Source organism: Mesorhizobium ciceri biovar biserrulae WSM1271 (genome assembly GCF_000185905.1).
Classification (GTDB): domain Bacteria; phylum Pseudomonadota; class Alphaproteobacteria; order Rhizobiales; family Rhizobiaceae; genus Mesorhizobium; species Mesorhizobium ciceri.
On sequence record NC_014923.1, the window covers coordinates 5,752,172 to 5,765,324 of the forward strand.

At 62.6% G+C, this 13,153-nt stretch carries 13 protein-coding genes; 9 read left to right on the forward strand and 4 right to left on the reverse strand.

Annotated features, from left to right (window positions below):
• Positions 1–37 precede the first annotated feature (37 nt).
• The 4 genes from MESCI_RS27895 to panB all read right to left on the reverse strand — a co-directional run bounded on the left by MESCI_RS27895 (position 38) and on the right by panB (position 3,349).
• Positions 38–673, reverse strand: coding sequence for an acyl-homoserine-lactone synthase (locus MESCI_RS27895; RefSeq protein ID WP_013533316.1), 636 nt, complete (start codon positions 671–673; stop codon positions 38–40).
• A 94-nt stretch (positions 674–767) separates the two neighbouring features.
• Positions 768–1,493 (reverse strand): LuxR family transcriptional regulator, encoded by a 726-nt coding sequence (locus MESCI_RS27900; RefSeq protein ID WP_013533317.1) that lies wholly within the window; start codon positions 1,491–1,493, stop codon positions 768–770.
• 159 nt (positions 1,494–1,652) lie between these two features.
• Positions 1,653–2,516: a pantoate--beta-alanine ligase gene (gene panC / locus MESCI_RS27905; protein WP_013533318.1), complete on the reverse strand. Its 864-nt coding sequence runs from the start codon at positions 2,514–2,516 to the stop codon at positions 1,653–1,655.
• Complete coding sequence (gene panB / locus MESCI_RS27910; protein ID WP_013533319.1) at positions 2,513–3,349, reverse strand: 3-methyl-2-oxobutanoate hydroxymethyltransferase; 837 nt, start codon at positions 3,347–3,349, stop codon at positions 2,513–2,515. The genes panC and panB overlap by 4 nt, the downstream gene beginning before the upstream one ends.
• A 174-nt stretch (positions 3,350–3,523) precedes the next feature.
• Between panB and MESCI_RS27915 the strand changes: the two genes are divergently transcribed.
• The 9 genes from MESCI_RS27915 (at position 3,524) to MESCI_RS27955 (ending at position 13,153) form a co-directional block, all read left to right on the forward strand.
• Positions 3,524–4,486 carry an NUDIX hydrolase gene (locus MESCI_RS27915; RefSeq protein WP_013533320.1) on the forward strand — a complete coding sequence of 321 codons (963 nt, stop codon included), beginning with the start codon at positions 3,524–3,526 and terminating at the stop codon, positions 4,484–4,486.
• Between the two features lie 64 nt (positions 4,487–4,550).
• Entirely contained in the window at positions 4,551–5,525 is a 975-nt protein-coding gene (gene nadA / locus MESCI_RS27920) for a quinolinate synthase NadA (RefSeq protein ID WP_013533321.1), read from the forward strand.
• Complete coding sequence (locus MESCI_RS27925) at positions 5,522–7,063, forward strand: L-aspartate oxidase (protein ID WP_013533322.1); 1,542 nt, start codon at positions 5,522–5,524, stop codon at positions 7,061–7,063. Before nadA ends, MESCI_RS27925 begins: the two co-directional genes overlap by 4 nt.
• A gap of 1 nt (position 7,064) precedes the next feature.
• On the forward strand, positions 7,065–7,943 hold the full coding sequence (nadC, locus tag MESCI_RS27930) for a carboxylating nicotinate-nucleotide diphosphorylase (RefSeq protein WP_013533323.1): 879 nt from the start codon (positions 7,065–7,067) through the stop codon (positions 7,941–7,943).
• A gap of 186 nt (positions 7,944–8,129) precedes the next feature.
• Positions 8,130–9,140 carry a biotin synthase BioB gene (bioB, locus tag MESCI_RS27935; RefSeq protein WP_013533324.1) on the forward strand — a complete coding sequence of 337 codons (1,011 nt, stop codon included), beginning with the start codon at positions 8,130–8,132 and terminating at the stop codon, positions 9,138–9,140.
• Complete coding sequence (locus MESCI_RS27940) at positions 9,137–10,276, forward strand: 8-amino-7-oxononanoate synthase (protein WP_013533325.1); 1,140 nt, start codon at positions 9,137–9,139, stop codon at positions 10,274–10,276. The genes bioB and MESCI_RS27940 overlap by 4 nt, the downstream gene beginning before the upstream one ends.
• On the forward strand, positions 10,273–10,908 hold the full coding sequence (gene bioD / locus MESCI_RS27945; RefSeq protein ID WP_013533326.1) for a dethiobiotin synthase: 636 nt from the start codon (positions 10,273–10,275) through the stop codon (positions 10,906–10,908). Before MESCI_RS27940 ends, bioD begins: the two co-directional genes overlap by 4 nt.
• Entirely contained in the window at positions 10,908–12,173 is a 1,266-nt protein-coding gene (locus MESCI_RS27950; protein ID WP_013533327.1) for an adenosylmethionine--8-amino-7-oxononanoate transaminase, read from the forward strand. The genes bioD and MESCI_RS27950 overlap by 1 nt, the downstream gene beginning before the upstream one ends.
• Positions 12,170–13,153 carry a beta-ketoacyl-ACP synthase III gene (locus tag MESCI_RS27955; RefSeq protein WP_172832176.1) on the forward strand — a complete coding sequence of 328 codons (984 nt, stop codon included), beginning with the start codon at positions 12,170–12,172 and terminating at the stop codon, positions 13,151–13,153. The genes MESCI_RS27950 and MESCI_RS27955 overlap by 4 nt, the downstream gene beginning before the upstream one ends.

The following is a 13,153-nucleotide window of genomic DNA, read 5'->3' on the forward strand; positions in this document are numbered from 1 at the left end:
ACGGCAGCGCGATGACGCCTTCAAGTGTGGGAAGATCTTAAGCGTATGCCGGCAGGCCGAGAACCGGCTGCCATAATACAGGTCCGTTCAAACGTCCCCTCCAGCGGATGCGCATGAGGCTAGCGTGCGAAACCTCGAGAAAGCCGGCGACCGCCTCCGTGTTGCCCACCGCCTTGGGATGCCCGATGCGCGCCAACGGCCAGGTTGCAAGACGCAGGATCCGTTCCATGCGCGTATCGGTCACTGTCACGATCCGAGTGAGTTCGTTCGACAAGCCGAATTCGATCATGCCCGCGAATAGCTCGTAGGTTGCTTGGGCCAGCCCTCCAGCCTTGGGCGTTGATGCAGGGAGATCGAGTGCGAAACGACTGCTCTCCCAAATGCGGGCACTCGCTGGCGCCGCGGTCTCGCCAAGCAGCATCGGAAACGTGTCGCGCAACATTGTCGGTCCCGTCGTCGGCAACAAACGGACGCAACCGCGAATGCGCCAGTCGGATCCTTTGAGAAGGAGATAGACGGGCCTCAGCCCGTCATATGCGTCTGTTTCCAGTTCCTCTTCGGTCTGAACATCCCAATCCAGCCTTTCCTTGAAAACGCGATGCCTCAGTCCGTACATTTCTTTGAGCTCGCTCGAAAACTCATCGTAGAGCTCAGGTGTGATTAGCTGCATCATTTGTCGCCTCCGTGCAGGATGTGTTCCCGCCATCGAAGAGCAAAGCCGACAATCATGCAGCCTGTAGACCTTTACAGGTATCCGAAGAAAGGAATCAGGATCTCGAATGTCGGGAAGAAGCCAGCCGTGCTACGGCTTGGTTGATGGTTCGCACGCCAAGTTTTGCCTTGGCGTTTTCCAGATGGAAGGTCACGGTGCGTTTCGACACGCTGAGAATCTGGCTGATATCCCAAGCCGACTTTCCATCCGCCGCCCATTTCAAGCATTCGAATTCTCGCGGGGTCAGGATTACGCCATCGACCACGCAATCTTCGGCGAGCCTGCGCCGGGCAAATATATGAAAGCTGATCGCGACCAGCTGCAATGCTTGTTCGTACCGTGACAGTGACCGCAAGAGAGGCGGACGGGACTGGTCGGAAGCCAAGGTCAGCGCAGCAAAGCGGCCGCGATGGTCGTGCATCGACATGGTCAACCCGCAACGAATGCCAAATCGAGCTGCTTCTTCCAGAATTCGTTGCTGTGCAGCCGGGAGATGTTGCCGAGCTAAATCCACACCCCAATCAAAGGTGTCCCAGCCTTGAAGCCCGCGCAGGATCACCGGATCATGCCTGTGGTAGCGCAATTGCATATAGCGCGATGTCCAGGATGGGGGATAATTCGAAATCAAGCGCGGCTTCCGGCCGGAAGCTGACGGGCAACTGAAATAGGCGAAGAGCGGAAAGTCTAACGCGGCTGCGGCAGACGCCATTGTCTCACACAGATCGACAGCATCGACGCTTTCGGAGAGTTGCTCGAGGAAATTTTCAAACACGCGATGCATCTGCGCTTTGCATAAACCTCCGTGCCGTTGCTCGGCGCAGACCTTCGCCTAAATGATTGGCGATCCATTCGACGTTTGCGAGCTGGTCGGCTTAATCGCGGGCATTGCTCTGCTACTGGTCAATGAGCCTGTTGTGCGGCGATGCAGCGCCGCGAGCCTCTAATTTGTTGCACCAATTGGTGACATTCCTATGTTGTCGATAAGCCGTATGTCGCCTAGCCATGCCGCGACAAGCAAGCGTGCCGGTTGGTCAAGGCTCGTCAGCGGTTGCAGATCTGCCTCGCGGCGAAGTTCCAGGTACTCGACTTCGCGATAGCCGGCAGCCAGGATTGCCGCGCGCGCTTCCGCAAGAGTGGGAAGGACAGGAGCGCCGCGCGCAAGCCGATCGGCCACCCCCAGCAAGAGCGCTGCCAATTTTGGGGCAATGGCCCGCTGTGCTGGCGAGAGCCGAAGATTGCGCGAGGACAGTGCAAGACCGTCGGCTTCGCGGATTGTCGGACAGGCCAGGATGGTGATTGGAATGTCCAGGTCGCGGACCATGCGCCTGACCAGCTGAAGCTGCTGAAAGTCCTTTTCGCCAAAACAGGCCAAGTCAGCGCCGGTCTGCAGGAAGAGCTTGGCAACGACCGTCGCCACGCCGTCGAAATGGCCAGGCCGAAAGCTGCCGCACAGGCCCTCGCTGATGCCGGACACCGAAATGCTCGTGGCGAAACCTGGCGGATACACCTCTTCTGCATCCGGCAGATAGAGCAAATGCACGCCCAGCGGCGCCAGCTTTGCAGCATCTTGGTTTTCCGTGCGAGGATAGGCATCAAGGTCGGTGGCACTGTTGAATTGCTTGGGGTTGACGAATAGCGTCACGACTACCCGATCGGCCTTCTGAAGCGCGGCACGCACGAGACTGAGATGACCTTCATGCAAGGCCCCCATGGTCGGTACAAGGGCGACCTTGGCGCCTGAGCGACGCCATCGCGCGGTAACAGCGCGGAGCTCGGCAGTGCTTCGAACGATCGGCACGCTCATGTGACGTCTCCGGCCCTCGCCTCGTGGGTGTAGAGATGTTCCGCCGCCGGAAAGCACCGTCTCCTGACGTCAGCGGCATAAGCCGCAATCGCTGCATCGGCCTGTTCGCCAAGTTCGGCGTAGCGCTTGACGAATTTCGGCCGGAAGGAGCTGAAAAGCCCGAGCATATCGTCGCTCACCAGAATCTGGCCGTCGCAGGCGAGTGAGGCGCCGATGCCGATGGTGGGGACGGCGATCTCCGCAGTGATGCGTTTTGCGAGGGGTTCGGGGACCTTCTCCAGCACCACGGAGAAGGCGCCGGCCTCGGTAACCGCATTGGCATCGCGCCTGATGCGCTCGGCATCTTCTCCCCGCCCCTGGACGCGGTAGCCACCGAACGTATTGACCGCCTGAGGCGTTAAACCGACATGCGCCATGACAGGGATGCCGCGGGCGCAGAGGAAGCGGATGGTCTCGGCCATTTTCTCACCGCCTTCGAGCTTGACAGCCGCACAACCGGTCTGCGCCATCAGGCGCGCAGCGTTGCCGAAGGCCTGCACGGGGCTCTCTTCATAGGAGCCGAATGGCAGGTCAACGACCATCAATGATCGCACCAGACCGCGGCGCACCGCCTGGCCGTGCATGATCATCATGTCGAGAGTGACGCCCAGCGTCGATGAGAGGCCGTGCAATACCATGCCAACGCTGTCGCCAACGAGAACGACGTCGCAGTGTGGATCAACCAATCTGGCTATCGGCGTGGTGTATGCCGTCAGGCAGACGAGTGGAGCCCGGCCCTTCCGCGCTCGGATATCCGGCGGTGTGATCGCCTTTGTCTCACCCGTTGCGCTCAACCGATACGTCCTTCCCTGGCGTTACCCGCCGCGGGTGTCGCGTTTGGCATATTTTTATGCGAGTGCGAAGTGCAAAAAAGAGCGTCCAACTGTCCGGTGTTGACCTTCGTGCAGCAACGCTTAAATTCAATCGATTGATAACCCCGAATTCGGGAACAACTCACCTTCGCAAACATGAACCATCAGGCAAAAGGAACCAGAAAACGCAGAGCCGCGGTCAAGGCCGACGAAGCAAAAGTGGACCTGATCGCCGTTGTCGTCGCCGTAACCGACAGTGATCCCTGTCTTCTCACCATCGGGAACGCGGATACCCTTCCGTCCGGCCCATATGCGCTGGAGCATCGATCGCTGCAATCCGGTCTGAGGGGTTGGGTCGAGCAACAGACCGGCCACCCGCTCGGCTACATCGAGCAGCTCTACACCTTCGCCGATCGGGACCGCATAGGTGCCGAGCGCCAGGAACGCGCCATCTCAATCAGTTATCTCGCACTCACTCGCAAGGAACAGGCAGCGGGCTCCGGTAATTGTGGGTGGCGCAGTTGGTACGAGTATTTGCCTTGGGAGGACCATCGCTCCGGCACGCCGGTCGTGCTCGATATCTTACGACCACGCCTGAGTGAGTGGGCTGAGGGCGCCAGCGACCCCACCACGCGACGCGAACGCCTGCAGCGCGCCGCGATTGCCTTCGGTTTCGACCACCGCAACTGGAATGAGGAACTCACGCTACAACGTTACGAGTTGCTCTACGAATCTGCCCTGATCGAAGAGGCTGGCCGCGGGCGGGACGTCGCGCCCGCGGTGACATCTGGCAAGGCGATGATCGCTGACCATCGACGAATCCTGGCGACGGGCATTGCGCGGCTGCGTTCCAAGATCAAGTACCGGCCGGTAGTGTTCGAGCTCATGAGGCCGTCCTTCACGCTGCTTCAGCTGCAGCGGACCGTGGAGGCCCTCGCCGGGAGGCTTATCAACAAGCCGAATTTCCGCAGGCTTGTTGAGCAGCAAGAGTTGGTCGAGGAAACTGGCGAGACCTCTCTCGAGACGGGCGGGCGACCGGCAAAGCTCTATCGGTTCCGGCATGCCGTCCTCGACGACAGGGCTGTGGCTGGGACAAAATTGCCGCTCGCGCGGGCTTGACATACTTATAGTCAAGGTAGACATATTCCCCTTATTGTCAGATCGAATATAAGCGGAGGCGCTGATGACTGGGGCGTTACCTACGGCTGCGTCCCTGTACGAGCGCGTCCGGCGGGTGATTCCGCCAGTCGAATGGCCGGCGTTTACCAACGACATTGAAGCCATCCTAGCGCTGAAGCGCGATCGAAACGCGGTGATCCTTGCGCACAACTACCAAACGCCGGAGATCTTCCATTGCGTGGCCGACATCGTCGGCGACAGCCTCGCACTGGCCCGCAAGGCGGCCACGGTCGAGGCGCAGGTCATCGTGGTTGCCGGCGTGCATTTCATGGCTGAGACGGCCAAGCTGCTCAATCCGAACAAGATGGTCCTCATTCCGGACCTCGGCGCCGGTTGCTCGCTCGCTGATTCGATCACGGCAGAGGACGTGCGGCTGCTACGGCAGCGCTATCCGGGGGTTCCGGTTGTCACCTACGTCAACACTTCCGCGGCCGTAAAAGCGGAGTCGGACATCTGCTGCACGTCGGGCAACGCCCGGGCGGTGGTGGAATCGCTCGGCGTGCCGCGTGTGATCATGGTGCCCGATGAATATCTGGCGATAAACGTTGCGGCGGACACGGATGTCGAGATCATCGCCTGGAGGGGCCACTGCGAAGTGCATGAGCGCTTCACGTCGGCCGACATCCGGGAATTGCGCGATGCACATCCTGGGGTCATCATTCTCGCCCATCCCGAATGCCCGCCCGAGATTGTCGCACAGGCGGAATTCTCCGGCTCGACTGCGGCCATGTTGGATTATGTCGAGCGGGAGAAACCGGTGCGCGTCGTCCTGCTAACCGAATGTTCGATGAGCGACAATGTCGCGGTCGCGCATCCCGAAATCGAGTTCATTCGGCCTTGCAATCTTTGCCCGCACATGAAGCGCATCACCTTGGCCAACATCCGCGCCGCGCTCGAGGAGAACCGGCATGAGGTTCGGATCGCTGCCGGGATTGCAGGGCGCGCGCGCCGCTCAGTCGAGCGAATGCTTTCCCTATGAGCCTCGACGTTCGTGACATTGGCGGGGCACCGGTGATCATCGGCTCTGGTTTGGCAGGTCTGATGACAGCGCTCCATCTGGCGCCGGAACCGGTTGTGCTTCTATCCAATGCGGAGCTGGGAACCGGAGCCTGCAGCGAGCTCGCCCAAGGCGGTCTTGCGGCAAGTGTCGGCGGCGAGGACAGTCCCGAACTTCATCTTTGTGACACCCTGGCGGCCGGTGACGGCCTCTGCGACGAGGCGACGGTGCGGCGGGTGGTCCGAGCTGCACCTGAAGCGATCAGGACTCTAGAGCGGTTTGGAGTCGCATTCGACCGACGCGCTGACGGTGCGTTGCGGCTCGGGCTTGAGGCGGCGCACTCGCAGCGGCGGATCGTGCATGCGGCGGGCGATGCCACCGGTCGCGAACTGGTGCGCGCGCTGGTCGCGGCAGCACGGCGCACAGCCTCCATCACTGTCCTGGAGAACGTCGAGGCCCGCCGGCTTGTCGTTGAAGACGGGGCGATCATCGCCGTGGTGGCGGCCGGGTGCACGGGCGCAATCGCCTTGCCAACGCGCCGCGCGGTGCTGGCGACCGGCGGCATCGGCGCCTTGTTCAGCGATACGACAAACCCGCCCGGCTCATGCGGACAGGGGCTCGCGCTCGCCGCTTGTGCCGGGGCGGAGTTCGCCGACCTGGAATTCGTGCAGTTCCACCCGACCGCTCTTGAGGGCCCGCGGCGGCCGATGCCGCTGGTGAGCGAAGCGGTGCGTGGCGAGGGTGCTGTGCTCGTCGACGAGCGGGGAGAGCGTTTCCTGGCTGATACCCCAGGGGGCGAGCTTGCGCCTCGCGACGTGGTTGCCCGCGCGGTTTGGCGCCAGCTCGCTCTCGGACGCCGTGTGTTCCTTGACGCCAGGCAATGTCTTGGCCTCAGATTTGACAAGCGCTTTCCGGCGATCGCCGATTTGTGCCGCGAGGCCGGCATCGATCCCGCGACCGAACCGATCCCGGTGCGCCCGGCCGCACATTACCACATGGGCGGTGTTGCAGTAGACGCTGCGGGCCGGAGCTCCATCGACGGACTGTGGGCATGCGGCGAGGTCGCTTGCACGGGTCTGCACGGCGCGAACCGGCTCGCCAGCAACTCGCTTATCGAAGCGATGGTGACGGCGAGCTGGGTTGCTGAAAGCGTCGCCGACGTGTCACACACCCGCCGACCGCGCGTGTGTTCGGCATTCGTGCCTCAACGGCCGGACGCCTCCGGCATCCGTCCAATCGTCTCCGCCGCGCTCGGCATCGTCCGCGATGGCGAGACGCTACGCGACGGGGTGGCGACCCTGTTGCCGATTGCAGCTCACGACAGCGCCGCCTCCGACCCCGCCATGGTCGCGCTGATGATCGCCCTTGCGGCTCTGCGGCGCGAAGAGAGCCGCGGCTCGCACTATCGTTCCGATTTCGCCGGACGCGATGCGGACGTGCGCCTGTCGCGGCTGACACTGCGCAGCGCAATACAGACCGCCGTCGCACTCAGCTGGCGAGCACCGATGCGGAGCACCTGACATGAAGTTCTCACCGCTTCCCTCAACCCTGATCGAACCGATCGTGCGCGGCGCTCTTCTCGAAGACCTGGGCAGATGCGGCGATCTGACCAGCGACGCCGTGATCCCGCGCGATCGCACCGCCACATTAGTGCTGAAGTCGCGACAAACGGGGATCGTTGCCGGCCTCGATCTGGCCGCCTTCGCCTTCATGCTCGTCGAACCTGCGATCGACATGCAAATCTGGCGAGTTGACGGCAGCGATGTCGCGGGGGGCGAAATCATCGCCATGCTGTGCGGACCGGCGCGGGGCCTGCTCACCGCCGAGCGTACGGCGCTCAATTTTCTGTGTCATCTGAGCGGCATTGCCACTGCCACGGCAGCGATGGTCGAAGCCGTGCGCGGCCACAAGGCGAGGATCGTGTGCACGCGAAAGACGACGCCCGGCCTGCGCGCGCTGGAGAAATATGCGGTACGCGTCGGCGGCGGCGCCAATCACCGCTTCGGGCTCGACGACGCCTTCCTGATCAAGGACAACCACATCGCGATCGCCGGCGACATTCGCACGACAATAGAGCGGGCGCGCGCCGCCGCGGGGCACATGGTGAAGATCGAGGTCGAGGTCGAGACCCTTGAGCAGCTCGATACAGCGCTCACGCTGGGAGTCGACGCGGTGCTGCTCGACAATATGTCGGTTGAGGACCTTGCCCGCGCCGTGGCAATGGTCGGCGGCCGCGCCATCACCGAGGCTTCCGGTCGGGTGACACCGAAAATGGCTCCGGCGATTGCTGCCACGGGTGTTGACCTCATCTCGGTCGGTTGGCTGACACACAGCGCGCCCATTCTCGACATCGGCCTGGATATGCCGGCTCGCGGTAATATCAGCACCCATTTGAACTAACGGAGACACAATGAGGAGCAACGCGCTCGGGCTACACGCGTATCAAAGAGGCGCGAAAGAGCACGCTACATGGGTCACCCTTCAATATTTCCGGTGTCCGAATGTTGCGCCGACAGCCTTTCGGAAGGGGCTCGCCACTGGCGGACTGGTGAGTGCGATCGCTGATCAGCAATAGAGGCTTTGACGATGATGACGGGAATGAACGAGGAATGCGACTCGGACTATGCCACGCAGTCGATGCAGGAAGCACTAGCCCGATGGAGCCGCAAAGAGGCCGAGGCTATATACGGCATGCCGTTCAACGATCTGCTCTTCCTGGCCCAGACCATCCATCGCCAGAACTTCGATCGCAACCGGGTGCAGCTGTCGCGGCTGCTCAGCATCAAGACCGGCGGATGCCCGGAGGATTGCGGCTATTGCAGCCAGTCTGCGCATCACCAAACCGGCCTGAAGGCATCGAAGCTGATGGAGGTCAATCATGTGATCGAGGAGGCGACCAAGGCACGAGATGCTGGAGCAACCCGCTATTGCATGGGCGCTGCCTGGCGCAGTCCTAAAGACCGCGACATGGACGCCGTGCTCGCCATGATCGAAGGCGTGAAGGCGCTCGGCATGGAGACCTGCATGACGCTCGGCATGCTCGACTTCAGCCAGGCGCAGCGCCTGAAAGCGGCCGGTCTCGACTACTACAACCACAACATCGACACGTCCGCGCGCTATTACGGCAAGGTCGTTTCGACCAGGACCTTTGCCGACCGTCTGGAAACGCTTGGGCGCGTGCGCGAGGCTGGGATCAAGGTCTGCTGCGGCGGCATTGTCGGGATGGGAGAGGAAAGGGCCGATCGCATCGACATGCTGGTAACGCTGGCGAACCTACCCGAGCCGCCGGAAAGCGTACCAATCAACATGCTGATCCCCATCAGGGGGACACCGCTTGCCGATGCCGACCCCATCGATCCGATCGATTTCATCCGCACGATTGCGCTCGCCCGCGTCATGATGCCGAAGTCCTATGTAAGGCTCTCCGCCGGCAGGACAAGTATGAGCGACGAGACCCAGGCGCTGTGTTTCTTTGCCGGCGCCAATTCCATTTTTGTCGGTGACACGCTGCTGACTGCAGACAATCCCGGAGAGGACAAGGATACGCGTCTATTTAAGCGTCTGGGCATCGAACCGATGCAATGCGAGGCGAAATGAACGAGCCACCGCTCGCCCGCTATGAAGCCACCTTGCAGAGGCTGGCACGCAAGGACCGGCTGCGCGCAATGGCGCCGCGGGTCGGGTTCGACTTCTCGTCCAACGATTATCTCGGGCTTGCCGCCTCAAAGAGGCTTGGCGATGCAGTCGCGGCGGCAATCCAGCGGGGCACCCCGGTCGGCGCTACCGGATCGCGGCTTCTACGCGGCAACGCGCCGGAGCATGAGGCGTTGGAGTCAGACGCTGCCGCCTTCTTCGGTGCCGAGCGGGCGCTGTTCTTCGGCAGCGGCTACATCGCCAACTTCGCCCTGCTAAGCACCCTGGTGAAAAAGGGCGACCTCTTGATCCTCGATGAACTCGCGCACGCCAGCATGCATGAAGGGGCGCGGGCCGGACGCGCCGAGTTCAGGCTGGTGGCGCACAATGACATTGATGCTTTTGAGGATGCGATCCGGCGCTGGCGCGCCGAGGGCGGCATTGGCCGTATCTGGATCGCGGTCGAAAGCCTCTACAGCATGGACGGCGACTGTGCGCCGATGGAGAGCCTGATTGAGCTTGCCGATCGGCACGAGGCCTTCATACTGGTCGACGAGGCACATGCCACCGGGGTCTGGGGACCGGGGGGCCGCGGGCTGGCCGCGTCGTTCGAGGGCCGCGACAACATCATGGCTCTCCATACATGCGGCAAGGCACTCGGTGCATCGGGCGCGCTCGTCACCGGGCCGCGAGTGCTGTGTGAGTATATTGTCAATCGCTGCCGGCCGTTCATCTATGCCACCGCACCATCGCCGCTGATGGCAGTGGCTGCGCGCGAAGCGCTCGCAATGCTGGTCGACGAGCCGATGCGCCGCGTTGAGTTGCACGAGCACGTTGCTTTTGCAAGCCGGCAACTGGCCGAGCATTGCGGAGCCAAGCCCAGCGGTTCGCAGATACAGCCATTTGTCATTGGAGACGTGGCGCGCACCATGGCGATCGCGGCGGCTCTGCAGGCTCGCGGCTTCGACTTACGCGGCATTCGTCCGCCGACGGTGCCGGAGGGTACCTCGCGGCTGCGCATTTCGCTGACGCTCAATGTCGGCGAGGCTGACATTGCGGCGATGGTCGAGACGCTTGCCGAAGTGTTGGCCACGGCATGAGCAAACGCATCGTCGTCACCGGAACCGATACCGGAATTGGCAAAACGGTTTTCGCCGCGGGGCTCGCAGGTCTGCTCGACGGCTTCTACTGGAAGCCGGTGCAATCGGGTCTCGATGAGGAGACCGACAGTGAGGTGGTCGAACGGCTCGCGGGCCTGCCATCTGGGCGCGTGCTGCCGGAAGCCCACCGCTTGAAGAGCCCGCTGTCGCCGCACCGTTCAGCCGAGATCGACGGTGTCTCGATCGAGGCTGCCGATCTTGCATTTCCGGTCCTGCCCACACCGCTGGTGATCGAAGGCGCCGGCGGACTGATGGTGCCGATCAACCGACAGACAAGATTCATTGACATCTTCGCTGAATGGCGGCTGCCGGTGATCCTGTGCGCCCGCACCGAGCTCGGCACCATCAACCACACTCTGCTGTCCATCGAAGCCCTGCGGGCTCGCTCCATCCCGCTGATCGGCGTTGTCTTCATCGGTGAAGAGGCGGCCGATACGCAAAGGACAATCACCGAGTTCGGCGCGGTGCGTCGGCTCGGCAGACTGCCGCACCTGGCTCCACTCACGCGCGAAACTCTGCGAGAGGCGATGGTTGCCGGCTTCGACCTCGCCCAGATTGCCGGAGGCGAATGATGTCGCGGTCGCGCGTCTGGCATCCATTCACCCAGCATGCGATCGAGCCGCCCATCCCGTCGATCGTCAGCACCGACGGAGCTTGGCTACAGACGAATGACGGACGGCGTATCCTTGATGCAATCTCCTCCTGGTGGGTGGTCACACACGGCCACCGCCAGCCACGGATCATGGAAGCGATCCGGATCGCGACCGGGATGCTTGACCAGGTGATCTTCGCCGGCCTCACCCATCAGCCGGCAGAGCAATTGGCCTCGGCGCTGATCGAAATGGTACCGCCAGGCCTCGACTGGGTCTTTTATTCCGACAGCGGCTCCACGAGCGTTGAAGTCGCGCTGAAGATGGCACTCGGCTATTTCCGCAACATAGGCGCGCCGCGCTCGCGCATCATCGCCATGGAACACAGCTATCATGGCGACACGATCGGCACGATGAGCGTCGGCGCCCGGGGCGTGTTCAATGCCGCCTACGAACCGCTATTGTTCGAGGTCGACACCATTCCTTTTCCGGCCGCGGGGCGCGAGCAGGAAACGCTGGATCGTTTCGAGACCCTGTCTCTTGACCGCCGCGCCGCCGCGCTCATCATCGAGCCGCTCGTGCTTGGCGCCGGCGGCATGCTGATGTATCCGGCCTGGGTGCTGGCGGAATTGAAGCGGATCGCTGAAGCGTCCGGCACGCTCTTGATCGCCGACGAAGTGATGACCGGCTGGGGGCGCACCGGAACCATATTCGCCTGCGAGCAGGCATCGATCTCACCGGACATATTGTGCACCTCGAAGGGCTTGACTGGCGGCGCCGTCCCGCTGGCAGCCACGCTCGCCAGCGATGCCATCTTCCAGGCCCACTATTGCGTGGACCGAAAGAAGACCTTTTTCCACTCAAGTTCCTACACCGCCAATCCGATCGCCTGCGCGGCCGCACTTGCCAATGTCGAGGTCTGGCGATGCGAGCCGGTCGCCGAGCGGATTGCGGCCTTAAGTGCGAGACAGGCCGCTGGCCTGCAACGCTTCCAAAACAATCCCTTCTTCACCGAGAGCCGAGCGAACGGCACGATCCTAGCTCTCGATCTGCGCACCGGCTCGGCCGGATATCTGGCGGAGATCGGGCCGAAACTGCGCGCTTTTTTCCTCGAGCGTGGCATGCTGGTGCGCCCGCTCGGAAATGTCCTCTATCTTTTGCCGCCCTATTGCATCACCGGCGACGAACTGGACGGGCTCTATGACGCCATAGAGGAGGCCGGCGAATGCTTCGGTTCGCGATCATGAACCGGTCGTCGCGCATCGTCGGCTTCGGTCATCACGCGCCGGCGCGCAAGGTCGAGAACGCGGAAATCGAAGGTCGTCTCGGGCTCGAACCCGGCTGGATCGAGCGGCGCACCGGGATACGGTCGCGCTTCTGGGCAACGGGCGAAGACACATTATCGAGCCTTGCCGCGCGCGCCGGCGACATGGCGCTGGCGAATGCCGGTGTCGAGCGTGACGATATCGGCCTGCTGTTGCTGGCGACGTCCACGCCCGACCATCTACTGCCGCCGAGCGCGCCGCTGGTGGCCCACCGGCTGGGACTCGACCGCGCCGGTGCGGTTGACCTGACGGGCGCCTGCGCCGGCTTCATCTATGCCTTGATGTTGGCGGATGGGTTCACCCGCCTCCATGGCAAAGCGAGCTTGGTGATTGCCGCCAATATCCTCAGCCGCCGGATCAATCCGGCCGAGCGCGCAAGCGCGGTGCTGTTTGCGGATGCCGCCGGCGCGGTGGTGGTTGCCCCGTGCAAAGAGCCGGACCGAGGCATTCTCGGCGCGGCGCTGGCCTCGGACGGCTCGCGCTACGGGCTGATCCAGATTCCCGCCGGCGGAAGCAACACGCCGTTTCATGGCGAGCTGGACCTCGAGCAAACCCGGATGACCATCAGTGACGGGCGTGAAGTGTTCGCCAGGGCTGTAGAGATGATGACTGACTGCTCGAGAGGTGCGCTCGGGGCCGCCCAAATGCCGCCGCACCAGATCGATCGTTTCGTGCCGCACCAGGCCAATGCCCGCATCTTCGATGCGGTCGGCAGGAATCTGGGCATAGCGGATGATGCAATTATCAAGACGATTGCCGACTACGGCAACTCTTCGGCCGCGACGATCCCGCTCTCGCTCTCGCTTTCGCATCGGGTGCAGCCGTTTCGGCCAGGCGAAAAGATTCTTCTTGCGGCGGCCGGTGCCGGTCTCAGCGGAGGCGCACTCGTCATAGGAATTTAG